Source organism: Desulfuromonas sp. DDH964 (assembly GCF_001611275.1).
Lineage (GTDB): Bacteria > Desulfobacterota > Desulfuromonadia > Desulfuromonadales > DDH964 > DDH964.
This window is the reverse complement of record NZ_CP015080.1, coordinates 2817768-2843148: the sequence shown is the minus strand read 5'-3', so window position 1 is coordinate 2843148 and position 25381 is coordinate 2817768. Positions and strand designations below refer to the sequence as shown.

Annotated in this window: 24 protein-coding genes; 7 read left to right on the top strand and 17 right to left on the bottom strand. The window is 60.5% G+C overall.

The features are described 5' to 3' along the window. Positions 1 to 58 precede the first annotated feature (58 nt). The 3 genes from istA (at position 59) to ltrA (ending at position 3678) form a co-directional block, all read left to right on the top strand. Entirely contained in the window at positions 59 to 1585 is a 1527-nt protein-coding gene (gene istA, locus DBW_RS13060; RefSeq protein WP_066723643.1) for an IS21 family transposase, read from the top strand. A 14-nt stretch (positions 1586 to 1599) separates the two neighbouring features. Continuing rightward, positions 1600 to 2355, top strand: coding sequence for an IS21-like element helper ATPase IstB (gene istB, locus DBW_RS13055; RefSeq protein ID WP_066723645.1), 756 nt, complete (start codon positions 1600 to 1602; stop codon positions 2353 to 2355). 114 nt (positions 2356 to 2469) lie between these two features. Continuing rightward, the gene (ltrA, locus tag DBW_RS13050) at positions 2470 to 3678 is read left to right on the top strand and encodes a group II intron reverse transcriptase/maturase (RefSeq protein ID WP_066727941.1); all 1209 of its coding nucleotides are present in this window, start codon (positions 2470 to 2472) and stop codon (positions 3676 to 3678) included. Between the two features lie 118 nt (positions 3679 to 3796). On the opposite strand, the gene DBW_RS13045 is transcribed toward ltrA, so the two are convergent. The 17 genes from DBW_RS13045 to glpX all read right to left on the bottom strand — a co-directional run bounded on the left by DBW_RS13045 (position 3797) and on the right by glpX (position 22032). Further along, a complete protein-coding gene (locus DBW_RS13045) occupies positions 3797 to 5164 on the bottom strand; it encodes a sigma-54-dependent transcriptional regulator (RefSeq protein WP_066727940.1) in 1368 nt (455 codons plus the stop codon). Positions 5165 to 5199: 35 nt separating this feature from the next. Next, positions 5200 to 7449, bottom strand: a complete 2250-nt coding sequence (locus DBW_RS13040; RefSeq protein WP_066727939.1) for a sensor histidine kinase — start codon at positions 7447 to 7449, stop codon at positions 5200 to 5202. Positions 7450 to 7586: 137 nt separating this feature from the next. Beyond that, positions 7587 to 8519, bottom strand: coding sequence for a UDP-3-O-acyl-N-acetylglucosamine deacetylase (gene lpxC, locus DBW_RS13035; RefSeq protein WP_066727938.1), 933 nt, complete (start codon positions 8517 to 8519; stop codon positions 7587 to 7589). A gap of 195 nt (positions 8520 to 8714) precedes the next feature. Continuing rightward, on the bottom strand, positions 8715 to 10406 hold the full coding sequence (locus DBW_RS13030) for an ABC1 kinase family protein (RefSeq protein ID WP_066727937.1): 1692 nt from the start codon (positions 10404 to 10406) through the stop codon (positions 8715 to 8717). 11 nt (positions 10407 to 10417) lie between these two features. Beyond that, positions 10418 to 10726, bottom strand: a complete 309-nt coding sequence (locus tag DBW_RS13025; protein WP_066727936.1) for a phasin family protein — start codon at positions 10724 to 10726, stop codon at positions 10418 to 10420. Positions 10727 to 10793: 67 nt separating this feature from the next. Further along, the gene (locus DBW_RS13020; RefSeq protein ID WP_066727935.1) at positions 10794 to 11750 is read right to left on the bottom strand and encodes a patatin-like phospholipase family protein; all 957 of its coding nucleotides are present in this window, start codon (positions 11748 to 11750) and stop codon (positions 10794 to 10796) included. Between the two features lie 19 nt (positions 11751 to 11769). Next, a complete protein-coding gene (locus DBW_RS13015; protein ID WP_066727934.1) occupies positions 11770 to 11979 on the bottom strand; it encodes a DUF2905 domain-containing protein in 210 nt (69 codons plus the stop codon). Positions 11980 to 11981: 2 nt separating this feature from the next. Further along, positions 11982 to 12521: an epoxyqueuosine reductase QueH gene (locus tag DBW_RS13010; RefSeq protein ID WP_066727933.1), complete on the bottom strand. Its 540-nt coding sequence runs from the start codon at positions 12519 to 12521 to the stop codon at positions 11982 to 11984. 112 nt (positions 12522 to 12633) lie between these two features. Continuing rightward, positions 12634 to 14991 (bottom strand): hypothetical protein, encoded by a 2358-nt coding sequence (locus DBW_RS13005; RefSeq protein ID WP_066727932.1) that lies wholly within the window; start codon positions 14989 to 14991, stop codon positions 12634 to 12636. Positions 14992 to 15168: 177 nt separating this feature from the next. Beyond that, positions 15169 to 15558, bottom strand: coding sequence for a hypothetical protein (locus tag DBW_RS13000; protein WP_066727931.1), 390 nt, complete (start codon positions 15556 to 15558; stop codon positions 15169 to 15171). After that, a complete protein-coding gene (locus DBW_RS12995) occupies positions 15555 to 16883 on the bottom strand; it encodes a GGDEF domain-containing protein (protein ID WP_066727930.1) in 1329 nt (442 codons plus the stop codon). The genes DBW_RS13000 and DBW_RS12995 overlap by 4 nt, the downstream gene beginning before the upstream one ends. Before the next feature lie 48 nt (positions 16884 to 16931). Then, positions 16932 to 17954 (bottom strand): Holliday junction branch migration DNA helicase RuvB, encoded by a 1023-nt coding sequence (gene ruvB, locus DBW_RS12990; protein WP_066727929.1) that lies wholly within the window; start codon positions 17952 to 17954, stop codon positions 16932 to 16934. Between the two features lie 51 nt (positions 17955 to 18005). Then, entirely contained in the window at positions 18006 to 18602 is a 597-nt protein-coding gene (ruvA, locus tag DBW_RS12985) for a Holliday junction branch migration protein RuvA (protein WP_066727928.1), read from the bottom strand. Between the two features lie 9 nt (positions 18603 to 18611). Beyond that, a complete protein-coding gene (gene ruvC, locus DBW_RS12980) occupies positions 18612 to 19115 on the bottom strand; it encodes a crossover junction endodeoxyribonuclease RuvC (protein WP_066727927.1) in 504 nt (167 codons plus the stop codon). An 87-nt stretch (positions 19116 to 19202) separates the two neighbouring features. Further along, a complete protein-coding gene (locus DBW_RS12975; RefSeq protein ID WP_066727926.1) occupies positions 19203 to 19949 on the bottom strand; it encodes a YebC/PmpR family DNA-binding transcriptional regulator in 747 nt (248 codons plus the stop codon). A gap of 182 nt (positions 19950 to 20131) precedes the next feature. Continuing rightward, the gene (locus DBW_RS12970) at positions 20132 to 20968 is read right to left on the bottom strand and encodes a cytidylate kinase family protein (RefSeq protein WP_066727925.1); all 837 of its coding nucleotides are present in this window, start codon (positions 20966 to 20968) and stop codon (positions 20132 to 20134) included. A gap of 110 nt (positions 20969 to 21078) precedes the next feature. Further along, a complete protein-coding gene (gene glpX, locus DBW_RS12965; RefSeq protein WP_066727924.1) occupies positions 21079 to 22032 on the bottom strand; it encodes a class II fructose-bisphosphatase in 954 nt (317 codons plus the stop codon). Positions 22033 to 22196: 164 nt separating this feature from the next. Between glpX and DBW_RS12960 the strand changes: the two genes are divergently transcribed. From DBW_RS12960 to DBW_RS12945, 4 genes are all read left to right on the top strand, one after another. Then, positions 22197 to 22592 (top strand): rhodanese-like domain-containing protein, encoded by a 396-nt coding sequence (locus DBW_RS12960; RefSeq protein WP_231875335.1) that lies wholly within the window; start codon positions 22197 to 22199, stop codon positions 22590 to 22592. Then, positions 22589 to 23383: a glycerophosphodiester phosphodiesterase gene (locus DBW_RS12955; RefSeq protein ID WP_066727922.1), complete on the top strand. Its 795-nt coding sequence runs from the start codon at positions 22589 to 22591 to the stop codon at positions 23381 to 23383. Before DBW_RS12960 ends, DBW_RS12955 begins: the two co-directional genes overlap by 4 nt. Before the next feature lie 59 nt (positions 23384 to 23442). Next, positions 23443 to 24087, top strand: a complete 645-nt coding sequence (locus tag DBW_RS12950) for an HAD family hydrolase (RefSeq protein WP_066727921.1) — start codon at positions 23443 to 23445, stop codon at positions 24085 to 24087. A gap of 100 nt (positions 24088 to 24187) precedes the next feature. Continuing rightward, on the top strand, positions 24188 to 25354 hold the full coding sequence (locus DBW_RS12945) for a class I SAM-dependent methyltransferase (RefSeq protein WP_066727920.1): 1167 nt from the start codon (positions 24188 to 24190) through the stop codon (positions 25352 to 25354). Positions 25355 to 25381 lie beyond the last annotated feature (27 nt).

Here is a 25381-nt window from a genome sequence, read left to right as displayed (position 1 = left end):
GTACAACCTTCTGGACTTTTTCCAGGAGGTGGTCCCATTGGCACACACGAGGTTATCCATGCGCAAGATCAAGGACGTTCTGCGTCTGCATTACGAAGCCGGCCTGACACAGCGGGCCATCGCCCGCTCCGTCGGCACGTCACACACCACGGTGGGCGAATTTCTGAGACGCGCCGCTCACGCCGGGTTGTCTTGGCCGCTGCCAGAGAATCTGGACGAAACCCGACTTGAACAGTTGCTCTTTCCGCCAGCGCCAGTCATTCCCGCCGACCAGCGCCCCATGCCCGACTGGGCGACCATCCATCAGGAACTCAAGCGCAAGGGCGTCACCCTGGGGCTGCTCTGGGAGGAATACCAGAACAGCCATCCCGAGGGGTATCGCTACAGCCGTTTCTGCGATCTGTACCGTGAGTGGTCCGGCAAACTGCGTCTGTCGATGCGTCAGGTGCACAAAGCCGGCGAGAAGCTGTTTGTCGACTACACCGGCCAGACCCTGCCGATCGTCGACCGCCGCACCGGCGAGATCCGCGAAGCGCAACTGTTCGTCGCGGCCCTGGGGGCGAGTTCCCAGACGTTTGCCGAAGCCACCTGGACCCAAGGGCTGCCGGACTGGATCGGCTCGCATGTCCGGGCCTTCTCCTTCTACGGCGGAGTGCCCGAGATCGTTGTTCCGGACAACCTGAAAAGCGCCGTCTCCAAACCCTGCCGCTACGAACCGGACATCAACCCCACCTATGCGGAGCTGGCCGCTCACTATGGCTGCGCGGTGATTCCGGCGCGGGTGCGCAAACCCAAAGACAAGGCCAAGGTCGAGGCGGCGGTTCTGGTCGCCGAGCGCTTCATCCTGGCGCGGCTGCGCAACCGTACCTTCTTCAGTCTGGCCGAGGCCAACGCCGCCATTCGGGAGCTGGTGGAGCACCTCAACCGGCGCCCCTTCAAGAAGCTTCCCGGCTGCCGCCAGCAGCTCTTCGACACCCTGGAACGTCCGGCTCTGAATCCTCTGCCGGCGACCCCCTATACGTTCGCCGAATGGCGCCATGCGCGGGTCAACATCGATTACCATGCCGAAGTCGACCACCACTACTACTCGGTCCCGTATGTGCTGGTGAAGCAGCAGCTCGACGTGCGCCTGACGGCGACCACCGTCGAATTTCTGCACAAAGGGCAACGGGTGGCCTCCCATGTCCGCTCCTCTGAGCGCGGTCGCCACACCACTCTCGGCGAGCACATGCCCAAAAGCCACAGGGAGTATGCCGAATGGACGCCGCAGCGCCTGGTTTCCTGGGCGGCCAAAACCGGACCGCACACCGCCGCCTTGGCAGAGAAGATCCTGGCCTCACGGGCCCATCCCCAGCAGGGCTACCGCAGCGTCCTGGGGCTGATCCGGCTGGCCAAGACCTACACGCCCGAGCGCCTGGAAGCGGCCTGCCAGCGGGCCCTGGCAACAAACGCCTGTCGCCTCAAGAGCGTCGCCTCGATCCTCAAAACCGGACTGGACCGCCAGTCGCTCCCCGAGTCCACCGAATCCCAACTCTCATTGCTGCCGAGTCACGACAACATCCGCGGCGCCGGCTACTACCACTGACCAAGGAGACCACCATGCTCAGCCACCCCACCGACGACAAACTGCGCGCCCTCAAGCTGACCGGCATGCTCAAGGCCCTTCAGGAACAGCGCCTTAGCGAGACCGCCGATGCCTTGAGCTTCGAGGAGCGCCTCGGCCTGCTGGTCGACCGCGAGCAGACCGAGCGCGACAGCCGCCGGCTCACCACTCGCCTGCGCACGGCCCGGCTGCGTCAGAGCGCCTGCATCGAGGACCTCGACTGGAGGGCACCCCGGGGACTCGACCGCGACCTCGTGCTGGCGCTGGCCGGCGGTCGCTACCTCGCCAAGGGCCACAACATTCTCATCACCGGCCCCACCGGCGTCGGCAAGAGCTACCTCGCCTGCGCCTTGGCTCACAAGGCCTGCCGCCTCGGCTGCAAGACCCTCTACCTGCGCCTGCCCCGCTTCCTGGAGGAACTGGCCCTCGCGCGGGCCGACGGCCGCTACCCCAAGATGATGGATAGAGTCGCCAAGACTCAACTGCTCGTCCTCGACGATTGGGGGCTCGCCCCCATGACCGCCGCCGGTTGCCGCGATCTGCTCGAAATCCTCGAGGACCGCCACAATCTGCGTTCGACCCTGATCACCAGCCAGCTTCCGGTCGAAGCCTGGCACGACTACCTCGGGGATCCGACGGTCGCCGACGCCATCCTCGACCGCCTCATCCACAACGCCTACCGGCTCACCTTGAAAGGAGAATCGATGCGCAAACGGCGATCCCAGCTTGACCCGATCGGCAACTTGGCGTAAGACAAAAACTCCAGCGTCGCTACGCTCCGATCACTGGCAACTTTGCCTTGGAACGAGTGGCAACTTTGCGCTGGAACGGCTGGCAACTTTCATCGGAATCCGCACCTTGAACGAGTGGAAGCCAACAAGGGCGCCCCCGGCATCGACGAGATGACGACGGGCGAGCTACGCGGCTTTCTCAAGGAGAAGTGGCCGACCATCAGGGAAGAGTTGCTGAATGGGACGTATCGCCCCCAGCCGGTGCGGAAGGTGGAAATCGAGAAGCCCGACGGGGGAGTGCGCACCCTGGGAATCCCCACGGTGTGCGATCGGCTCATTCAGCAGGCGCTGCATCAGGTGCTGACGCCGCTATTCGATCCGGACTTCTCCGACAGCTCCTACGGGTATCGTCCCGGACGGAGTGCCTGGCAGGCGGTTAGAGCCGCCCGTCGGCATGTGGCCGACGGCAAGCGCTGGGTGGTCGATATCGACCTGGAGAAGTTCTTCGACCGGGTGAACCACGACATCCTCATGTCGCGGGTCGCCCGTAAGGTCGAAGACAAGCGGGTATTGCTGCTCATCCGGCGGTACCTGCAAGCCGGAGTGCTCGAAGGCGGGCTTGTGTCGCAGAGGGTGGAAGGGACGCCGCAGGGTGGTCCCCTCTCACCTCTTCTGTCGAACATCCTGCTCGACGCGTTCGACAAGGAACTGGAGAGGCGCGGTCACGCCTTCTGCCGCTACGCCGACGACTGCAACATTTACGTGCAGACCAGGCGCAGCGGCCAAAGGGTCATGGCCAGTCTCACCCGGTTCCTGGAGGAGCGGCTGGCACTCAAGGTCAACGTCGCCAAAAGCGCCGTCGACCGTCCTTGGAAAAGGGTCTTTCTGGGTTACAGCATGACCTTTCACAAGAAACCCCGCCTCAAAGTGGCGGAGTCGAGAGTGAAGCGGTTCAAGGCCGGACTCAGGAAGGTCTGCCGACGGGGCAGGGGACGCAGTCTCGCTCAGGTCATCAAAGAAATCACCCCGAAGCTACGGGGGTGGGCCTCTTACTTCCGCCTGGCGGAGGTCAAAGGCATCTTCGAAGAACTGGACAAATGGCTGCGGCGGAAGCTGCGCTGCATTCTATGGCGACAGTGGAAGCGCCCCTATACCCGGGCCAAGAGGTTGATGCAGCGGGGATTGCCGGAAGCCCGGGCGTGGAAATCGGCCACGAACGGGCGAGGCCCCTGGTGGAACTCAGGGGCCTCGCACATGAATGAAGCGTATCCGACATCCTTCTTTCGCTACTTGGGGTTGATCCGCTTGACCGATCAGCACCGCCGCTTTCAGAGCGCCTTGTGAACCGCCGTGTACGGAACCGTACGCACGGTGGTGTGGGAGGACGGCGGGGGCGACCCCGCCTCCTACCCGATCAGGCCGGTTTTTCCCCGCCGCAAAAACATCGCTGCGGGCCTGAACTCTACTTTTTGAATTCAATCCCAAACGATTTGATCTTGCGGTGCAGGTTGGACCGTTCCAGATCAATGGCTTCCGCAGTCCGTGAGATATTCCATTCGTTCTCTTCCAGCTTCTGCAGCAGATATTCCTTCTCAAACTCCTCTTTTGCTTCGCGAAAGGTGGCATTGTCCGCCAGGCCGGAGAGCCCGCTTGCCGGGCGAGGCGCCTGGTGACTGGTGATGCTGCGCGGCAGGTGACGCAGATCGATGGAGCGCTCCGGTGTCATGATCGCCAGACGCTCAATAATGTTCTTCAATTCCCGCACGTTCCCTGGCCACGGATAGGCGGCCAGCGCCTCCTGGGCTTCAGTGGACAGGGTCTTTTTTTCGCGGCTCTCCTTGCTGCAGAAAAACTCGAGGAAATAATTGGCGAGCAGGGGGATATCCTCCCGTCGTTCCCTGAGCGGCTGGACATGGAAGGGGATGACGTTGAGGCGATAAAAGAGGTCTTCACGAAAGCGCCCGGCCGCGATCTCTTCTTCCAGGTCCTTGTTGGTTGCCGCGATCACCCGGACGTCTACCTCAATCGTCCGGCTGCCGCCGACCCGCTCGAACTTGTGCTCCTGAAGGATGCGCAGGACCTTGGCCTGGGTTTTGAGGCTCATGTCGCCAATTTCATCCAGAAACAGGGTGCCTTCGTGGGCCTGATCGAACTTCCCCTTGCGTTGGGCGGTGGCCCCGGTGAAAGCCCCTTTTTCATGACCAAATAGTTCGGATTCGATAAGGTCCTCCGGGATGGCGGCGCAATTGACCTCGACAAAGGGCTTGTCCCGGCGCTGAGACTGGGTGTGAATCGCCCGCGCCACCAACTCTTTTCCGGTCCCGTTCTCGCCGGTAATCAAGACCCAGCCCGAGGTCGGTGCGGCAATGGCAATCTGCTCTTTGAGGAGCCTGATGGCCGGACTGGTGCCGATCATTTCGTAATCCTTGGCGAGCTTCGCCTTCAGGGACCGATTTTCCTCGACCAGCCGACCGACCTTGAGGGCATTGTTTACCACCAACAGCAGCTTGTCGAGGGAGAGGGGTTTCTCGATAAAGTCAAATGCCCCGAATTTGGTCGCCTTTACGGCCGTCTCGATAGTCCCGTGGCCGCTCATCATGATGACCTGCTGTTCCGGGACGAGTTCGCGAATGCGGCGCAAGGTTTCTATGCCGTCGATGCCGGGCATCCAGATGTCGAGAAGAATCAGATCGAAGTTTTCCTCCCGAACCTTTTGCAGCCCCTGCTCGCCATCCGCGGCGTACAGGGTTCGAAACCCCTCGTCTTCAAGGATTCCGCGCAGGCTTTCGCGGATCCCTTCTTCGTCGTCGATGATCAGAATCGTTTTCATGAGTCTCCGAGGCGGAAGGCTATAGCTGGAATAAGTCAGGCCTTTATTGCATTTCCTGTAATTGGCAATTCGATAATAAACCGGGTTCCATGGGGATAGTTGTCTTTGACGCGGATGTAGCCACTATGGTCAGATACGATCGTGGCGACAATGGCCAGACCAAGGCCGGTGCCCGATTTCTTGGTGGAAAAATAGGGTTCAAAAAGACGCGGCTTGTCCTCTGCCGGAATTCCGCACCCCGTATCGGAAATACTGAAGGTTGCCATCTGCAGGGCTGAATTGTAGGCCGACTCGATTTCAACCGCGCCCCCCTGATCAATGGCACCGACGGCGTTATCGAGCAGGTTTATTACCACCCGCTTCAACTGGTCGCGGTCGAGATCGAAGACCGGCAGCCGCGGGTCGGGATGGAAGCTGAAATCGACCTCTTTGTGGGCTTCCTGATAGAGGACCAGGGTCTCCTCGAGGATTTCGTTGAGGCTGTTCGGTGTTGGATTGCTCGCCGGCAACCGGGCAAAACTAGAAAATTCATTGACAAGATTCTTTAATTCGTCGACCTGTTTGATAATGAGCCTGGTCGAATCGTCAAAGACCCTGTCGTCGTCCCCGAATCGATCGAGATAGCGTTTGCGCAGACGTTGTGCCGAAAGTTGAATCGGGGTCAACGGGTTCTTGATTTCATGGGCAATGCGTCGTGCCACCTCGCGCCAGGCGGCCATCCGTTGCGCCTTGATCAGCTGGGTCAAGTCATCGAAAACGACGACGGTTCCCATGAACTCACCCGATTCATCCCGCAGCGTCGTGACATTGACCAGCAGGGTAAGTTTCCCATCCGCCAGGGGGAGGGTGACCTGGCGCCGGATGGAGTCCTTGCCCGATTCGCGCAGGTCAAGCAGAATCTCCTTGATCATTGGGAGGTGTTCGTCGCTGACGACCTCCCGGAAGTTTTTGCCGAGAATCCGGCCCGGCCTGATTTTCAGCATCTTTTCCGCAGACTTGTTGACCGTCGTCAGGTTCCCCTGCTGGTCGACAGAGACCACCCCGGCCGTGACATTTTTCAGCACGATCTCCATGTAGCGGCGGCGTTGTTCAAGCTCCAGGTTCGACCTGCGCAGGTCGCGGTTGGCCTGATCGATCTCGCGCTGATTGAGCCGCAAGTCGCCGGTCATTTTATTGAAGGCAGTCACCAGCAGGCCGATCTCATCGTCGCTCTGGACGTCGATACGCACATCGAGGTCACCTCCAGCCACCCGGCCGGTGGCCAATGCCAACTCCTGGATCGGGCCGGTGATGCCCCGCGCCAGATGGAAGCCGAACCAGGTCGCAAGGAAGGTGATGACCAGGGCGATGAGGCCGAGAAAGACGAGATAGCCCTTTTTGATTCTCCCTTTGAGCAGCTTGGTATTTTTAAACTGGTCAAAGGAATTGGAGATTTCCTGCATTTTATTGACGAGGGAGTAGGGGACGTAGTAGTTCACCACCACTACCCCGACGACGTCTTCCGGATTCCAGTTCGAATAGACTGGCACGATCCCGCGGATGAGGTCGGCCTTGCCCAGAGGGGTAATCCGGCTGAACCGTTTGCCGTTCAGGGCCTCACGAATATTGTTGGAATCGGGATCGGTGAAGTCACTGACCGGTACCTGCGGGTTGCTGGCCCGCACCAGTTCCTCGTTGGTTGAGGAGAAAACTTCAACAATGCCGAGGTTGTATTCCTGCTGCTTCTGGCTGATAACGGCACTCAGACGCGGCAGATTTTCATCGTTGAGAAGTTTTTCCTCCTTGATGATTCTGGCGAGTTGCTCGCCGTAATAGAGGGCATTGGTGGCCGAGTTTTTATAATAGGTCTGGGCTACTTCAAGCGATTCCTGCAGGGAAGATTCAATCTGCACATTGAACCAGTTCTCGATCGAATTGGTGATAAAGGCCGCCGAAACGAAATAGAGCAGCATCGTCGGAATCAGCGAGAGGGCGATGAAGGTGACCACCAGTTTGACGCGGAGCCGCGACCCCGGAACCCCTTTGCGTCGCTCTAGGAAGAGCTTGAGCAGGTTGCGGAATACCAGGAATAAAAAGAGGATGATCAACAGGATGTTGAGGTTGATCAGGGCGAGGATGAGGACGCTGTTGGAGAGCGGAAATTTCTGGGTCAGATCGTAGAGGTGGGTTTCAAAACGGGCCAGGAAGAGAAGCAGGGCAAGGATACCGAGAATGGTCGCCCATTCCCACCATCGTTTGCGGGAGTTCGGCCCATGGGGAAGTTTTGGTTGTGATTCGGTCGTCATCCCGGTCCCTGAAATTGGTTCTAAGTTGGTAATAATAGGCCAAACATGAACGCAATTGCAAGGATTGGCAAGACAGCAACGGAAATAGGCAGCCTTGAGGGCTGCCTATTTTCGTTGCTGACTGGCTTGTGAGAAGGTTAGACCTTGGTCAGGGCAAGGTCGATACCGGCAAATTCAGGAATCCCGGAATGAAGGGCCTCTTCCAGGTCGCGGTCACTGAATTCAACGAGTCGCCAGGCATCAGGGGTTGCAAGCAACTGCTCGACCATCTGATGGTTGATATCGTGGCCCCCCTTGAAAGACTTGATGTGACCGAGGATCGGATAGCCAGCCAGGCTGAAGTCACCGATAGCGTCCAGGATCTTGTGACGAACGAATTCATCCGCAAAGCGCAGGCCCTCGGGGTTGAGAATCCGGTCCTCGCCAATGACAACGGCATTCTCCAGCGAGCCGCCCCGTGCCAGGCCGTTTGCCTTGAGGTATTCCACTTCGCGGAGAAAGCCGAAGGTCCGGGCGCCTGCCAGGTCGCGGCAGAAAAGGTCCGGGGTGACCTTGACCGAGCGATGCTGGCGGGCAATGCAGGGGTGGTCAAAGGCGATGTCGGCAGTGAGGCGGAAAAAACGGGAGGGGATCATGGTGACCCGTTTTTCGCCGTCAATGACGGTGACCGGTTTGCGAATGGCCAGATACTTGCGGCTGCGGGGTAGGCTGCGCAGGCCCGCTTGTTCGAGAAGGGCAATATAGGGGAGAGCGCTGCCGTCGAGAATCGGAACCTCGGGGCCGTCAATATCAATGTGGAGGTTGTCGATGCCAAAGGCCGTCAACGCGGCCATAAGATGTTCTATGGTCGATACGCTAAGGCCACTTTTGCCGATGACCGTCGCCAGGCGCGTATCGACCACATTGGCCGAAAGGGCTTCAATGGAGACGGTGCGGTCGCCCTCGGTCCGATGGAAGATGATTCCAGTGCCTGCTTCGGCCGGCCGCATCGTCATGCTGATGCGTTGCCCCGAGTGCAGGCCGATTCCCGAAATCATGACTGTCTGGTTGATGGTGCATTGGAATATCATGGACTGACCGGCCTCCCACAGATTTCGCATTTCTCAACAGGTTGATTACGGAGATGAGAGAATGCAAAGAGTCTGCCAGTCTTTTTGTTCTGTTTAACTATTTGAAAAACAAGGAGAAAAAAAGAATTGGGGCGGGAGGTGACGGTCTGGTGTTGCAGGGTTGCACCTTTCGTTGTGGCGTCGCCACCACAGGGTTCACAGGCGGCCGGAGCGAAGAATGGCGATCGCCAGCCAGAGGCCCAAAAAGCCGGCTATCGAATAACCGAGAAAGCCAAGCATCGGGAAGCCGAAGAGGAGGGGGCCCTTTTCGGTCTGCATGATCAGGGAAGAACCGACAATCAGGGCTGCAATCAGCAGGCTGAAGGATAGGCGGTTGCTCGACTTGTCAATATCCGCAATCAGCCGTTCAAGGCCCCGGTGTTCCAGGTCGATTTTGAATTTGTTGCGGTTCAGGCGATTGATGAATTCCTTGAGGTCGCGGGGCAGGTTTTTGGCAAGTGCCCCATAGGACTGGGCGGTGCGAAACAGTTCCCGGGAAATGTTGCCGGGGGTCATTCGCTCGTGCAGCAAGCGCTCCATGAAGGGGCGCAGGTGGGCGACCATGTTGAACTCGGGGTCAAGCTGGCGGCCGATTCCCTCCATGGTGACCAGGGCCTTGGCGAGGAGGATCAGGTCGGGTGAAAACTTGATCTGGTACTCGGTCAGAATATCGACAAATTCCCCGAGGAGTTTTCCGGCCTGGATTTCCTGCAGCGGAATTTCGTAATAGTCGTCAATAAACTCGCTAAGGTCTCTTTTCAGTTGCTTGCGATCGACCTCGTCGGTCAGGTCTCCGGAATAGAGCAGTTGGGAGATTACGCGGTCGACATCCCGTTGCAGAACGGATAGCAGTAATTCTGCCAGCTTGTACTTGAGATCCTCGTCGAGCCGCCCGACCATGCCGTAGTCGAGGAGGCAGATAATGTTATTATCGAGGACGAAGACGTTCCCCGGGTGGGGGTCGCCATGGAAAAAACCATGAACCAGGACCTGTTTGAGCAGATAATCGGCACCGTTGCGGGCGATGACCTTCAGGTCGCCCCCCGTTGCCTGCAGACGGTCGAAATCGGAGACCTTGATGCCGTTGACATATTCCATGGTAAGAACGGTCTCTCCGGTCTGCTCCCAGTAGACCTTGGGGACGTGTACCGTGGTGTCGGTGGCAAAGCTGGTGGCAAAGCGATCGATGGTGTGTCCTTCCCGGCTGAAGTCCATCTCCCGGCGGATGATGCGGCGGAACTCCTTGACGATCCCCGTCGGATCGTAGATGTCACCGGCCGGAATATGATTTTCAATCAGGTAAGCAAGGCCCATGAGGATATCAAGGTCGGTTTCAACCAAGCTCGCTACGCCTGGGCGGCGGACCTTGACCACGACCTCGTCACCGTTGTGCAACCGCCCACGATGGACCTGGGCGATTGATGCTGCAGCGAGGGGTTGCGGGTCAAGGTGGGCAAAGTGCACCGACAGTTCGGTGCCGAGTTCCTCTTCGACCTGACGGCAGATCTCAAGGAAGGGGAGTCCGGGGACCTTGTCCTGGAGTTTTCGAAATTCGTCGGCGTACTCACGGGGGATCAGATCGGGGCGGGTGGAGAGAACCTGGCCAAGCTTGATAAAGGTTGGCCCGAGTTCTTCCATGGCCAGGCGCAGTCGTTCCGGCTGGGTCAGCCGCTCGATCTCCTTGGGAGCCGTCCCCAGGGTCACGATGCGACGGCCGAGTTCGAGGTAGTAGTTTATGTTCAGCTGTTCAACGACATGGCCGAAGCCATACTTGATCAGAATGCCAAGAATGGTCCGATAGCGCCGAATCGAGCGAATGTTGCGGTTGATCCGCGAAAAGGTCAGCATGTAATAGAGGCTCAGTCCTTGGGTGTTGACTTGAGCTGTTTTTCGAGTTGAGCGACCTTTTTGGCGAGTTTGTCAAACTCCTCGTGCGTCACCACCCCCATCCTCTCGCAAGCAAGGCGGACTTCCCCGCGTGCCAGCTCTTCCAGTTTTTGCTGATTTTCCCGGGCGTTTTCCTGCAGTCGGGAGAGCAGAACTTTCCCTTCCTCTTCACTGACGTCAAAGCGCTGCTTTAACTCCTGGATCAGCTCTTCTGCCTTTTTCTGGCTGAGGGAGAGCGCTCCCATGCCCGCCAGAAGGGTTTTCTCAAGAAACTCGATCATCCCTGCCTCCTGTAATTGGTCTCTGTTATTTCCCATAGTTGCAAGATTAACATGCTTGAGAAGCGTTTCAATCGCGGCCACACATTTGCATGATGGCCGGCAACCTTTTCCGCGCCTCCGCTTCGCCGGCGCGGATCGCTTCTTCTGCCCGGTTGAACTCAAAGAGGTTGAAGCCATCGAAATGGGGACGCAGTAGCAGGTCGATGTGATTCTGCGCCAGGCGCAGATCATTGATCTGGTTCTCCATGATGGCAATACTCTGCGTGAAAATTTTCAGCAGACCGGGTGGTTTTCGCTCCCGTTCCGGGGGGCTTTCAGCTGGTTTTTTCTCTTTGCCGTTGCCGGGCCAGATCTCCCGGAACAGCCTTTCTACTCCCTGGGCTGTAAAGATCTCCCGCCAGGATCCCTGCCCCTGTTGCTCCGGGGTGGCTTCCAGGTAGGTTTCACGATGCGGTTGCCGCATCGCCGGAATAGCGCAGACGCCGATGACCTTATCGCTGCCGAGCTCGCGGGCGACGTCGACGGGAACCGGATTGCAGAGACCGCCGTCCACCAGGAAGCGGCTGCCAAACCTGACCGGGGTGAATATCCCGGGGAAGGAAATCGCGGCACGGACCGCTTCGAGCAGATTCCCCTGCTTGATAAAAATATCCTCCCCGGTCTCGACATCGGTAGCCGTGACGGCAAAGGGGAAACGCAGCTCTTCGAAACTCTGCACCGGAAGAAGTTCGGCGATGAAACGGGAGACTTTTTTGCCATCGATGAGGCCGGCGCCGGGAAAGACCGGATCGACCAGTCTGGCCAGGTCGCGCCAATCGACCTCGCGGGCAATCTCTTCCATCTGTGCCACGGAGACACCTGCCGCATAGAGGGCCCCGATCAGGGCGCCGATGGAGGTTCCCGAGATTGCCGCGATCGGCACCTTCGCCTCTTCAAGGACCTTGAGGACCCCGATGTGGGCGAGTCCGCGGGCGGCGCCGCTACCAAGGGCCAGACCAATCTTGTCATGCGGGCGGGAACTCATGGTTCTCCTGTCGGGCAGGTCAGCGGCGAAAAATCCAGATTATCAGGGAGAGGAGAAGTGAAACCAGAATACAGGTGGTGAGGGGGAAATAGAAGGAAAAGTTCTTCGATTCCATGTGAAGATCGCCGGGGAGCCGGCCGAGGGGCGGAATCTTTCCCCCCAGGGAGAGAAAAACCCCGGCACAGACCAATAACAGGCCGATCAGGATGAGCAGCTTGCCGAGGGGCATCTTCAGGTCCGGGCTGGTGGACAGTAGCGTTCCTTCTCCGAATAGATGCAACCGCAGTACTGCTGGCGGTAGAGCCCCATCGCCTTGGAAGTTTCGATCCCCTCGCGCCAGCCAGGCCGGAAATCGTGATAGAGGAATTTGATGCCAAGTTGATGGGCGAGGGACTCGCCATGGCTGCGGATTGTCTCATGCTGCTGATAGCGGCTGTAGAGCAGGCTGGTGCTAAACGCGTCGAAACCCTGGTCGGCAGCGCGCCGGGCGGTCTCTTCAAGACGGGAGTGGTAGCAATAATCGCAGCGCAAGAGCGGGACCTGGGCGACCTGGGCCAGAAACTCCTCCAGCTGGTAGTCCTCCCGATACTGGACCTCGAGTTCCACCCCGGCCGCATAGTCGCGGACCGTTTCCAGCCGTCGCATGAACTCCTGGTACGGGTGGATGTTGTGGTTAAAGAAAAAACCAGTGACCTGGTGGTTCTGCTCCCGTAGAACCTTGACCGGGTAGATAGCGCAGTTCGCACAGCAAAGGTGCAATAGAACGTTCATGGCGACCTTCTTGATGGAGGGGACATGTTCTCGAATGATAACAGTTTTCTCTGCCAGTTTCAGCAGATTTTATCCATCCTGGCCACCGGCACTACGATGGCCGTTCCCGGCATTACCTCTGCTTGGCGCGAAAGAACTCCGGCGGCGGGAGCGGGAGTCTCTCCCAGAGTTTTCCCGCGACTGCCCTTGCCTGCCGGGGATTGGTGAGCAGAAGGTGGGCCCGGCGTAACAGCGCCTCGTGAAGCGTCTGCAAGTCCTGCAGATAACGGCCGAGAATATTTTGCAATATCAGGGGGTCTGCGGGGAGCAGAACGACTTCCCTGCCGGCGGCGGCGGCCAATTCAACCGCCTGGGCAGCCAGCTCGGAGGAGACTTCAAAGCTGTCGCCGTCGGCGCCGGTCAGAACTACCCGGCCGAAGAATGGCTCTCCTCGCTGTAACGGCAGGCTGAGCCGGTACTCTTGCAGCTCTGGGCGGAAATGGTCAAAAAGATAATGCTCGGGGAAGAGCGGTAGCCCGTCACTGAAGACTTCCCGATAAAGCGTGTTGCTCAGGTCGGCCAAATCAAGAGTCGGCGTGGGCGTAGCCGCCGCCGCAGTGGCCATTGGCTCCTGGTGGTTGGCGACCCTGCCAGTGGCGGAAAGTGGGAGGGCAAACCAGGGGGCGAGTTCGGCATCGATCTCGGCGGTGCTGGGAGTGGCGGGGTGTTCCTCGGCCAGGCGTTGCAACAGGGTCAGGATGTCCCGGTTGGGCAAGGGGAAGGGCCGTTTTCCCCAGGTCGCAGCAAACCTTCTTGGTCCGGGCAGCGGCTGGTTATTGCCGGCCACCTGCCAGAGCAATCGGCCGAGGCTTGAAGCGACAAAAAGGTTCACCCCGGCCTCGAGGTCTTGCGGCGAGTTGCCAGAGGGATCGAGATGGAGGTGGCCGTTCTCAAAAAGGGTCCAGACCGGGTCGGGGAGGTCCAGCGCCAGGGCCCAGAAGAGGGCCGGAGCCTTTCGGGAAAGCTCCCCTTCCAGGTAGCGGTTGTCCCTTCCCGGATTGACAAGGCAGGTGCTATCGGCGCCCCCATCTTTACAGAGGTCGATCTCCATTTGATGGGCGGAGATGCGGCGGATCTCGCCGATCGAGAAATCTTCCCGCAGTGTGTCGAGCAAGACATCGGCAAAGGGGGCGCTGAGCCAGTCCCCGGGGACCTTCAGCCGCAGTTTCCCCTCCCGGGCCGCCAGCCCGGCGAGATGGAGAAGTTCCCACCCCCAGCGGGGTAGATCCGGGGGGAGGCGAAATCTCCGGGTCGGCCACGAGATTCGCAAACCGGCCTGCAGTGCCGCCCGCTCACGGGCGGGGAGCGTGGTCGGGGAGGTCAGGGCCGCGAGGATCAGGGTCGGTGCCGGCGTCCCGGGAAGCTGGAACGGGTCAGCGGCCTGAATCCGCGCCGCCGGCTGCCCTTGCAGATGGCGCAACAGGACAGAGCAGGCCAGCAGGGACGGTGGCGCTACCTCCCAATCTTCAGGGCCTGGGGGAATGTTGGCCAGGTTTGCAATCAACCGCGGTCCGCGGGTTTTCGGGACGGGTGCCGTCAGGGCGTGCTGGCCGAGGGGAAGCTGGTGGTCCTCCCGCAGCAGTTCCAGGACCCGGGCAAGCCGCTGACTGTCCTGACACCCGCCGAGTTGGGCCAGGCGCCGCGACAGGTGGTGGAAGCGGACGGCGATATCGAGAGGAAGTGGGAATTCGCCCGGGAGGGGAGCCAGTGCCTTGCGAAGTTCCGCCGGAAGCGTATCGATGGCAAAAAGCATCGCCCGCTCCAGTCCCTCCGGTTGGACCGCTGTCGGCAGCTGGTCGAGGTGGAGCAGTGCCGCAATCCGCACCAGGGTCAAGAACGCCTTGTCTTGCGCCTGTTGCTCGGGAGGAACGCCTGTCGCACTGCAACGACCTTCGCTGCAGGCGACCCGCATCAGTTCCTTCAGTCCGGGGACAACCTCTGCAAGTCCCCCCAGACAAAGGTTGACAAGGTAATGGGGCGGAAGCTCCTCCGGGGTGAGGGACCCCGCAACGGTGAGATATTTGATCTCCTCCAGGACGGTGGCCAGGGTATGGCGAAAGCTAGTGGCGTCGCTGCCGGCAGGTGGGGCGGCAACCGTCCGGTGCCGGGACAATCCGCCGGGGAGAATTTCCCAGAAGACAATCTCATCCGCCCCCCATACGACAAAATGCCGCAAACCAAGGGCATGGGCGCAAAGGCGTCCCTGCTCCTCACTACAATCGCTCTCCCGGGGCGGGACGAGAATAACCCCCCCGGCCATGCCGCTGTCCCGGTTGATCCAGAGGACCAGATCCGGGTAAAGCGCCCCCTGCGGGGTCAACACCCGTGGCGAAAGGTCGATCCGGCGCAACGGAGAGCGGCTTCGCTCCAGCTGTTCTTCTGCCCAGCGGGCCAACTGGCGGGTAAATTGATCGAGGGAGTCTTTGCTCATCGCAGGGAGAACCAATGGCCAAGGTCCGGAGGGTTGGCAGCCCAGGGTATAAAAAGGGCCGCCACAGTGACGGCCCCGGGGGCGAACTCAGCAGGGCTAGTGCAGGCCCCCCCTTTGAGTGAAAAGTAACATATTGCCCGGTTTTCTAAAACCCCTTTTGTCCGGCGGCGTCCAATCCTATAGGGCCCTTTTTTCCATTTCGACCATGATGCGCTTTAATTCCTGGAGGTCGCGATTAAGCGTCTCATTCTCGCGGACGAGTTTTTCATTGCTATCGATGCATTGTTTGATTTTCTGCTGTTGCTCGGCTGTCTTGCGCTGGAGTTCGGCGGCCGCTGCAGCCTGCCAATCGAGCAGGCTCTGCGCCGGCCCCTTCCAGGGGGAGGCGCCATTCTCCTGAACAAGTCTTTGCAGGGCCGGGCTGGTTCCCGTTGCCAGCAATTCATCCAACCCCTGGAAGAACAATTCCCGCTGCGGTTCGACGATGGCTGTTGCGGCTGGGGCGGGAGGCTGCGCACAGGCCGCCAGGAGGAAAATCAGCAGGCAAGAGAGCAGGAACCGCGTCATAGAACCTTGCGTCGGTTGACAAGTAGATTGCTGCCAGGAAGTTCCTTAAGATGTTCCTTCATCTTAGCACACTCCCTGCTGATCGCCAGGGCTGTTGGTGCCTCAAGAAGGTCGACGCGGATCACTGCGACGGACATGGTCAGCAGGGGAAAGGTCCGTTCGATTCCAAAACGGTCCCGCGCCATGAAAAAACCGGCCTGCCGGTCTTCCTCCGAATAGAAGGAGGGCGCCATCTGGTCGAACTCCGTGAGTAAGGCCCGGGCTATGTTTTCACCCTGCTCGGGGGGGGTGAGAATCACGTAATCGTCACCACCGATATGGCCGACCAGATCTTCAGGCGTACCAAAGTTACGCACCGTTTTGCGGATCAGGTCGCCAACCTGGGCGATCACTTCGCTCCCGGCTTTATAGCCGTAACGGTCGCCGTAAGCTTTGAAGTTGTCAAGGTCGATATAAAGATGGGAAAACGGGATGCCGCTTTCGATCCGGCGGGCAATTTCGCGGTCGATGGCAAGGTTTCCGGGGAGCCGGGTCAGCGGGTTGGCGTCGAGGGACATCTGCTCCAGGTCCTTGAGCTTTAAACCCATCTCATTGAATTCCCGGGCGAGCAGGGTGAATTCGTCGACGCCACTAATGGCAATCGGCTGGTCAAAGCTGCCGCCGGCAATCTGCTTGGTGGCCAGGATCAGGGTGCGGATTGAGCGATGGATGCCGAGGATAACCGTTATCGCCACCGGGGCCGACAGGGCCAGTCCGATGAAAACCAGCAGCAGCGTCACCTTGTAGGCCTGGCTACTGCCGCTGGAGAGGGTTTGCAACGCCTGATCCAGGGTCGCCTGCTGACGATCGGTAAGGGTGGCGAGGGCCGCCAGCAGGGTTTCGCGGCGCGGGCCGGTCTGCTCGTGAGTGCACTGACTTGCCGCTGCCCAGCGCTTGTCGGTCAGCAGCTCCGAACAGGCCTGGTCCGCCTGCATGTAGGACCCGGCAAGGGATCTCAGGTTGGGGGCCGATTCCGGCAGGGGGAGTGCGGCGAGTTTTTCCCAGGTGGCTGCAAACTCCTGGGAACGGTTTGCCGCAAGGTTCAGCATGTCGGAGTCGCGGAGTACCAGGAGCTGCTTTTCCAGCCGTTCCTGGGCCAGCAAGGTGTCCCGCAGATCACGATAGAGATTGAGGAGTTTGAACTCGACGCCGACCAGCTGGCGCGAACGCTGGGTCTGTCGCTGCAAGCTGGAGAGGGCGTAGCCCAGAGCAATCAGGCTGAACAGGACGATGAGAAGGTAGCCGGCCGCGATCTTCTGGGAGACGGTGAAGGCAGGACGTTTCATCGATCGCTCCGCTGCAATGGGTGCCGGAAACCACCCTTCGCTCTTGGGTCAGGCGAACAGGCCACCCTCGGCGGCCGTTTTCGGCAGCCGCTGGAAATGGTGGTAGGCAGCCGGGGTGGCAGTCCGACCCCGGGGTGTGCGATTGAGATATCCCTGTTGCAGCAGGTAGGGCTCGATGACGTCCTCAATGGTGTCCCGTTCTTCGCCGACGGCCGCTGCCAGCGTGTCGAGGCCGACCGGTCCACCCCCAAATTTGTCGATGATCGTCAGCAGGATCCGGCGGTCCATGTGGTCGAAGCCACGGCTGTCGACTTCCAGCCGGGTCAGGGCCAGATCCGCAAGCTCCCTGGTGATCACCCCATCGCCCTTGACCTGGGCGAAATCCCTGGCCCGGCGCAGCAGGCGATTGGCGATGCGCGGCGTTCCACGACTGCGTCGGGCCAGTTCCAGGGCGCCCTGTGCCTCGATGGGAATTTCGAGAATCCCGGCACTGCGGCTGACGATGATCGCCAGTTCCTCGTCGGTATAGAATTCCAGCCGGCTGATGACACCGAAACGGTCGCGCAGTGGCGAGGAGAGAAGACCGGCCCGGGTGGTGGCGCCGACCAGGGTAAAACGGGGGAGGTCGAGCTTGATGGTGCGTGCCGAGGGACCCTGGCCGATCATGATGTCGAGCTGGTAATCCTCCATTGCCGGATAGAGGATCTCCTCGACCACCGGCGAGAGGCGATGTATTTCATCGATGAACAGGACATCCCCGGCCTCGAGATTGGTCAGGATGGCGGCGAGATCGCCGGTCTTTTCAATCACCGGACCGGAGGTGCTCTTGATGTTGACGCCCATCTCGGCAGCGATGATGTTGGCGAGGGTGGTTTTACCGAGGCCAGGCGGGCCGTAGAAGAGGACGTGGTCAAGGGCTTCCCGGCGTCCCCGGGCGGCATCGATGAAAATCTGCAGGTTCTCCTTCGCCTTGCACTGGCCGACGTAATCGGTCAGGGTGCGGGGCCGCAGGGAGACTTCGACGCAGGCATCGTCGCCGGCAATATCAGGTGTGATCAGCCGTTCGCTCATGATTCCCCAGGGTTGGGATACGGTCGCAGCATTCGGTTACCGCCGCCCCGGTTAGCGGAGCAGGATCTTGAGGGCTCCCTTGAGGACCTCTTCCAGGCTGGCGTCCGGTGAGATTTCCATATTCTCAAGGACTTTGCGGGCCTGGGCCTCCTTGTATCCCAGGTTGACCAGAGCCGACTGGGCGTCTTCCAGCGAGGTCGTCTTGGTCGGCCCGGTTTGCGGCGGCACGCGCGGATGAGCGGGGTTGAGTCTGTGGGCCTTGTCCTGCAATTCCAGCACCAGCCGCTCCGCCGTCTTTTTGCCTATGCCGGGAAGGGTGGCGAGGCGCTTGGCATCCCCCTCGGCGAGGGCATCGAGGAGTGCCGGCGCAGGAATATGCGAGAGTATATTCAGGGCCAGTTTGGGGCCGATGCCCGAAACCGAGATCAAGAGCACGAAAAGGTCCCGTTCGGCGCTGGTCAAAAAGCCGAAGAGGAGAATGGCGTCGTCCCGGACGTGGGTATAGACCTGGAAGCGGACACTCCCTTCCTCGGGCAGGGCGTAGAAGGTCGAAAGCGGAATCAGGAGCCGGTAGCCGACGCCGCCGACATCGACAATGACATGATCAATGCTGCGGTAGGCGATGATTCCGTGCAGTGATGCGATCATGCGTTCACCTCAGCGTCCGCGGCGCAGTTGGTCGAGACGTTCATTAAGTCCGTGGCTGTGGGCATGGCAGATGGCAACCGCAAGGGCATCGGAGGCATCCTCCTGGGCAATCTCCGGGAGGTTCAACAAGGCCCGGACCATCTGCTGGACCTGTCCCTTGGCCGCCCGGCCGTACCCGACGACGGCATTCTTCACCTGCAGGGCGCTGTATTCGAAAACCGGCAGCCCGGCATTGACCCCGCAGACCAGGGCGACGCCGCGGGCATGCCCCAGTTTCAGGGCGGAGAGTGCATTCTTGGCGAGAAAGACCTGCTCGACCGCCATGGCATCGGGGTGATAGGTCGCGATGACCTGCTCCAGCCCGCGGTGAATTTCGAACAGACGCAAGGCCAGGGGCGTATCACTGGTGGTGGCAATCGCCCCGTTGTCCACATGCAGCAGGCGATTCCCCTCTTTTGCAATGACCCCATACCCGGTTATCCGGCTCCCGGGGTCGATGCCGAGAATTTTCATAGGCCTGGTGTCCGGTTGCGGGGGCCCGTCTCATAATCCGTGCCCAAGGCTATTAATTACCTGCGCCGGAATCCGGTCTCCCTGGTTTCAGCCCATCGCCTTCTCGATCTCATCATCGGAGATGTCGAAGTTGGCATAGACGTTCTGCACGTCGTCGTTATCTTCGAGCTTGTCCATCATTTTGAGCATCTGCTCGGCAGCTTTTCCCTCGAGCTGGACCATTGTCTGTGGCAGCATCGTCACCTCGGCGCTCTCCCAGTTCAGGCCCATTTCCTTCATGGCCTCACGGACTTCGATGAAATTGGCCGGGTCGGTGATCACCTCGTAGCTATCCCCTTCGTCCTTGACATCCTCGGCGCCCACTTCCAGCGCGGCCTCGAAAATCCGGTCGAAGTCACAATCGGTATTAAAGGCGATCAGGCCTTTGCGCTCGAAGAGGAAGCTGACGCTGCCGTTAACGCCAAGGCTGCCGTTATGCTTGGTGAAGATGTGGCGGACATCGGCCACGGTGCGAGTCCGGTTGTCGGTCATGAATTCGACGATAACCGCCACCCCGCCCGGTCCGTACCCCTCGAAGGTGCCCTCTTCGTATTCGACGCCATCGAGGCCCCCGGTCCCCTTCTTGATCGCCCGTTCAATCGTATCCTTGGGCATGTTTTCGCTCTTCGCCTTGTCGATGGCAGTACGCAGGCGCGGGTTGGTCCCCGGTTCGCCGCCACCGATCTTGGCGGCAACGGTGATCTCCTTGATCAGCTTGGTGAAAACCTTGCCACGCTTGGCATCCTGAGCGCCTTTGCGATGCTTGATGTTTGCCCACTTACTGTGTCCAGCCATACCGATATTCTCTCCTTGTTCGATTCATCCTCCGGACGAAGCCGGAAAAAGCGTCCCATCCTAGCATGATCAGTACCCGTCGACAAGAACCATGAGCGCCAGTGCATGGGGCGGGGCGAGGCCAGGCAAAGAAAAAGCCGGCCCTCGGGGCCGGCTGGAAGATTTGGGTAAGGAATCCGGGGTCAGTGCTCTTCAGGCAGGGAGCGGTACTGGCGGATCTCAAGCTGGTCATCGATCTTCTGGACCCCTTCCACGGCGGCCACCGTTCTTCTCACCGCCTCCCGCTGTTCTTCGGCGTGGACATGGCCGAAAAGGGTTGCGACGCCATCTTTTACCGTGAGGTGAAAGTGGTAGTGGTGGAGTCCTTCGATGACGCCATTGGCCAGAAGGGCGATTTCCGCCTTCTTGGCCACGATCCGGTCCTGCAGTATCTTTTTGCCGGAATCCTTGCTTTCCTGCAGGTTGCGATCCCGGACCCCTTCGCAGATCAGCTTGACGGCTGTTTCTTCGGAGAGGCGCTGGGTGTTGACGATAAGATCGTAACCGAGAGGATCGAGCCAGTCGCGGTCAAAGTAGTATTTGATGAAGCCGGCCCGCTGCTGATCGCTCTTGCGCACCAGGATCCGCGCCAGATCCGGATCGAGCCACTCGCGTTCCGCCCAGCGCTCGACCCGGTCCTCAAAGGGCGCGGTGATCCGGACCCGGAAGACGGAACTGATTCCGCTGAGGAGATCCTGCCCGCCACGGCCATAGACGATGATGTTCCCCTTGAGGGCGTATTCAAGAATGATCAACTCGACGCGGTGGGAGTCGATTTCAACCTGTGCATCGATTTCATCGACAAAGGCCGGCGGCTTTTCGTCCGCCTTTTCGAGGGCTTCGGGGGTCAGGCCGTAGGACGCTGCAACCTTTGCAATCGCCTCGCCATCGACCAGGGTGTAGCCAAGTTTTTCCGCTGCCTTGTGGGCAATGGGAATGCCGCCGCTGCCCATTTCCCGGGAAATGGTAATGATCGCCATACTGTTCCCTTTCGCCGTGCGGTTTCTTTGACTGGAGGCAATAAGCCGAAAAATCCTAACAGTTTCCTGCCGCGATGACAAGCGGGGAAATCGGCCTTCTTTCGCAAGCCTCAGTAAACCGGTTTGTAGTCGAACTGGTGACGCCCTTCAATGAAGCGGATGGTCCGGCTTTTGGAACGCATCACGATAGAATGGGTCTCGGCACCACCGGAAAAATAGCGGACCCCGCGCAACAGGTCGCCATTGGTAACACCGGTCGCGGCAAAAAAAACATCGCCATGGGCCATCTCCTCGCAATTGTAGACACGTTCGAAATCATCGATCCCCATCGACTTGGCGCGCTCCCGCTCCTCCTGGGTCATGAAGACGAGTCGCGCCTGAATGTCGCCGCCCATGCATTTGAGGGCCGCCGCCGCCAACACCCCTTCCGGGGCACCGCCAATCCCCATCAGCAGGTCGACGCCGCTCCCTTCCACGGCCGCCGCCACGGCCGGGGCGACATCGCCGTCGGAGATCAAATGAATACGGGCGCCAGCCTTGCGAATCTCTTCGATGATCTTCTCGTGACGTGGCCGGTCGAGGATTACCACGGTCAGGTCCTCGATATAGCACTCCTTCGCCGCTGCGACCCGCTTGAGATTCTCCGTTGGCGATGCGTTGATATCAATGGCGCCGCATGCGGAAGGTCCGACCGCGATTTTCTCCATGTACATGTCGGGGGCGTGGAGGAATCCGCCCCGGGGGGCGAGGGCGATGGTGGCAATCGCGCCACTGGTCCCCTTGGCGCAGATGTTGGTCCCTTCCAGCGGGTCGACGGCGATATCGACGGCCGGCGCCTGGCCATTGCCGACCTTTTCGCCGATATAGAGCATCGGCGCTTCGTCCATCTCCCCCTCGCCGATCACCACCGTGCCATCTATCCCGACCGAGTCAAGGGTACGCCGCATGGCGTTGGTGGCGGCCTCGTCGGCAGCAAGCTTGTTCCCCTTGCCGACCCAGCGTCCGCAGGCCAGGGCCGCTGCTTCGGTAATCCGAACCAGTTCCAGCGCGAGATTGCGATCCATAGATGATTCTCCTTGCCGACCGCTGCCGGCGGTGGGGTGAGACGGGCGGTATCATTGCATGATTCACCCGGGAAGACAAGTTTGGGCTGGAAGGAATTCGCAAAACTGAATATAGTTGTCCCAAGGGCCGATGGCCCATATTTAACATTGGGGAGGATTCTGTTGTGGCTACTGTGAATCGCGCCTGCTGGTTGCTGGGTTTGCTGCTGCTCCTAACGGCCGAGGCCTGGAGTGCGCCGGTTACGAGCATGATGGCGCCCGAGGCCTTCCAGCTGTTACAGCGCCAACCGGATACTTTTCTGCTCGATGTTCGCACTCCCGGTGAATACCTGCAATTACGGCTGGCGGGCGCCACCCTGATTCCGATCGACCAGTTTCAGGCCCGGTCCCGTGAAGTCCCCAAAGATCGCCCGGTCCTGGTCTATTGCGCCGTTGGCTCACGCAGTTCCCAGGTCGCCAATTATCTGGCCAGCCAGGGGTACCCGGAAGTCTACAACCTGACCGGTGGGATTTGGGGCTGGCAGCTGCGGGGCTACCCGGTCATCCAGGGCCCGCCATGAGTGGCCGCGGGGGAACAGGGCAGCCTCTGCCCGGCGGCGGGACGGAGCGCCGGCTCCTGATCTGGGCCCATCGTGGCGCCTCGGGTCGGGCGCCGGAAAATACCCTGGCGGCCTTCCGTGCGGCCGAAGCGGACGGCGCCGACGGTATCGAACTCGATGTCCATTTGAGCCGGGACGGAGTCCCGGTGGTCATCCACGACGAAACCCTGGAACGCACCAGCGACGGCCGGGGACCGGTGCGGGACTTCACTCTCGCCGAGCTGCGCCGCCTCGACGCCGGCAGCTGGTTCGGCACCCCTTTTGCCGGAGAAGGATTACCAACCCTGGAGGAGGTCTTTACCTGGGCCGAAAACCGGCTACGGATCAATGTCGAGATCAAGGACGCTGCGGCCGGGCACAAGGTCCTCGAACTGCTCCAGGCCTACCCGCAGGTAAGAGTCCTGGTCTCCTCCTTCGACCATCGCCTGCTGGCGCTGATGCGCCAGCAAGCGCCCCGGCTCCCCCTCGGATTCCTTTGCGATACGCTCTTCTGGCATCGCGCCCTCTCCCGCGCTGTCGCTGCCGGCGCCGAAAGTTTTCATCCGCGGGTCGACCGGACCAGCCGGCAGCTGGTCCAGGCCTGTCAGCGGCATGGCCTGCGCGTCTATCCCTGGACCGTAAATAGCCCGCGCCAGGCGCTGCGGTTGCGGCGGCTTCGGGTCGATGGTCTCTTTACCAATTATCCAGCAGAGCTTTCCTCCCTCCGGGTGGGGTGGTGGCAGGCTTTTGACAGGGAGGGCAGGACTGTTTAAAATCGGCGTACGCGCATGCTAATCTGCGGTTGTCCCCCTCCTTCACAGGTTGGTGCCCAATGAGCCTGGCCATCCCCCCGATCCGCTCGATTGTTTTCGACCTTGACGGTACGCTCTACTCGGCGCAACCCATTGCCGACCAGATTCAACGGGCGGCGGAAACCCTGATCGCGGCCACCCGCGGGCTGTCGCTGGTGGATGGCCGTGCGCTGTTGCGGCGGGCGCGGCGGGCGCTGACCGACTCCGGGGACGAGGAACCCACCCTGACCCGTACCTGTCAGGAACTGGGCATAGAGATTGCGGCCCTGCACCGGGCTTTTCAGGAACAGGTGCGCCCCGAGGACTGCCTGGTGCCGGACCCCGTTCTCCGGGCGTTACTCGAGTCGCTCAGTGCGCATTGCCGCCTCTATATCTATACCAACAACAGTTATCCTCTGGCCCAGCGAATCCTTGCCCTGCTTGATGTTTCGGAGTACTTTGAACGCCTCTACACGATCGAATACTGCGGCCAACCCAAGCCCGACCTCGATGCCTTTCGCAAGGTCGTTGAGGACATCGGCGGTCTGCCGGAGAGTTTCCTCTTCGTTGGCGACCGGGAACCGGTCGATCTGCGCCCCGCCGCAGACGCCGGCATGGCGACTCTGTTGGTGCGGGAAACGGCCGACCTGCTGCAGATTCACCGCCTGCTTGGGATCATCCCCTAAAGCCCCGGCACCCTATCTTCCCTATCTTCCCCTTGCCAGCAGACCTTCCCCGGGGTAGAATCCCCGACTTTGAAGCCGCCCAGAGGGGAGACGCTAGCCGATGACCGAAACGAATGGCGACCAGCGACAGGCCGATCTGGCGACCTTTCTGCGACGACGTATCGATGCCGCGGGAGGGATTCCTTTTGCCGAGTTCATGGAGCATTGCCTCTATCACCCGGACTGGGGTTATTACATGGTCCCCCGGTCGCGAATCGGCAAGGAGGGAGACTTTTTTACCAGCTCCAGTGTTCATGCCCTCTTCGGGCGCCTGCTCGCCCGCCAGCTCCGGCAGTGCCTCGAACTGCTCGGCGGCGGCCCGCTGACGCTTGCCGAGCAGGGCGCCGGGGAGGGTCATCTCGCCCTCGATATCCTCGATGCGCTGCGCGAGCTGGCACCCGACCTTTACCACTCTCTGCGCTACCGGATCGTTGAGCTGAGCCCCGACAACCGGCGTCGCCAGGCCGATTCGCTGGCTGCCCATCGCCAGGTGGTCGACTGGTGTTCTCTGGCGGACCTCGCCGGCATGGAAGGGGTCTTCCTCTCCAATGAACTGGTCGATGCCTTCCCTGTTCACCTTGTGGAAAAGCGCGACGGGGAGCTGCGGGAGGTCTTCGTTGTCCGCACGGACGAGGGTTTCGGCGAAGAATTGCGGCCCCTTTCCTCCCCCTCGCTCGCCGCCCACTTCGAGTGGCTCGGTGTCGCCCCGGTAGAGGGAAACCGGGCCGAGGTCAACCTGGCGGCCCCGCGCTGGCTGCGCCAGGTGGCGCAGCTGTTGCGGCGCGGTTTCGTACTGACGATCGATTACGGCTACCCGGCGGCAGAGCTTTACGCCCCGTTCCGGCGTCAGGGAACCCTGCTCGCCTATCACCGACACCAGGCGAGCGACGACCTCTATCGCCTGGTCGGCCAGCAGGACCTGACCAGCCACGTCGACTTCACCAGCCTGCAACAGGCGGGGACGGAAGGGGGATTGACCACCCTTTACTTCGGGGAGCAGTACCGGTTTCTGATGAGCCTTGGGTTTGTCGAGGAACTGATCGCCCTGCAGGCCCGCGAGGAAGACCCGCGCCGGGCCCAGGCGCTGCGCATGACCCTGAAAAACCTGATCCTGCCCGAGGGCGGCATGGGGGAAACTTTCAAGGTGCTGCTGCAGGGGCGAGGCGTCGGTACTCCCGAACTCCTTTGCGCCCGACGTCTGCGGGACCTCCCCCTGCCGTCCCTGTGACGGGAGAACGACGAGGAGACGAAATAG